Raw genomic sequence first — 516 nt, 5'->3', positions numbered from 1 at the left:
GTCGTCGTCGTCCACGAGCAGGATGTTCCTGAGCTGCGCCATGCTGTCTCCTCCTGTTTCGCCCCGAGATGCGGAGGCCGCGCGCCGCTGGCAAGATTTGCTGCACTCCTTTCACGCCCATGTGTTGCGCGGGGCGGAATTGTTTCACGCGCGGGGGGCCTTACATCGGAAGGCGCATCTCTCTATGGGACGGCCATGAGCTTCGCCCCCGACCTGACCGAGCTTCTCGCCCGCGCGCGGGCCGATCTGCGCATGGGCGTGGGCGTCGTGCTCACCGGCGCGGGGGCGAGCGTGCTGGTCATGGCGGCCGAGACGCTGGCCGCCGCGCGGCTGGAGGCGGCGCGCGCCATGGGCGGCGAGACCGCGCTCACGATCACCGCGCGCCGCGCCGCGACGCTCAAGGCGCGGGTCTACGACGGCGACCTGGCGCGCGTGGCGCTGCCGGGCGACGCCGACCTGCGCTGGGTCCGGGCGGTGGCCGACCCGGCGGGCGACCTGACGCATCCGATGAAGGGG

At 72.9% G+C, this 516-nt stretch carries 1 pseudogene; it reads left to right on the top strand.

Annotated features, from left to right (window positions below):
* Positions 1-195: 195 nt before the first annotated feature.
* Positions 196-516: pseudogene (locus DRV84_RS15245) on the top strand (GTP cyclohydrolase II); the annotation flags it as partial.

The organism is Rhodosalinus sediminis, from assembly GCF_003385555.1.
Lineage (GTDB): Bacteria > Pseudomonadota > Alphaproteobacteria > Rhodobacterales > Rhodobacteraceae > Rhodosalinus > Rhodosalinus sediminis.
Note: the sequence above shows the minus strand (reverse complement) of the source record. Positions and strands in the feature narration are given on the sequence as shown.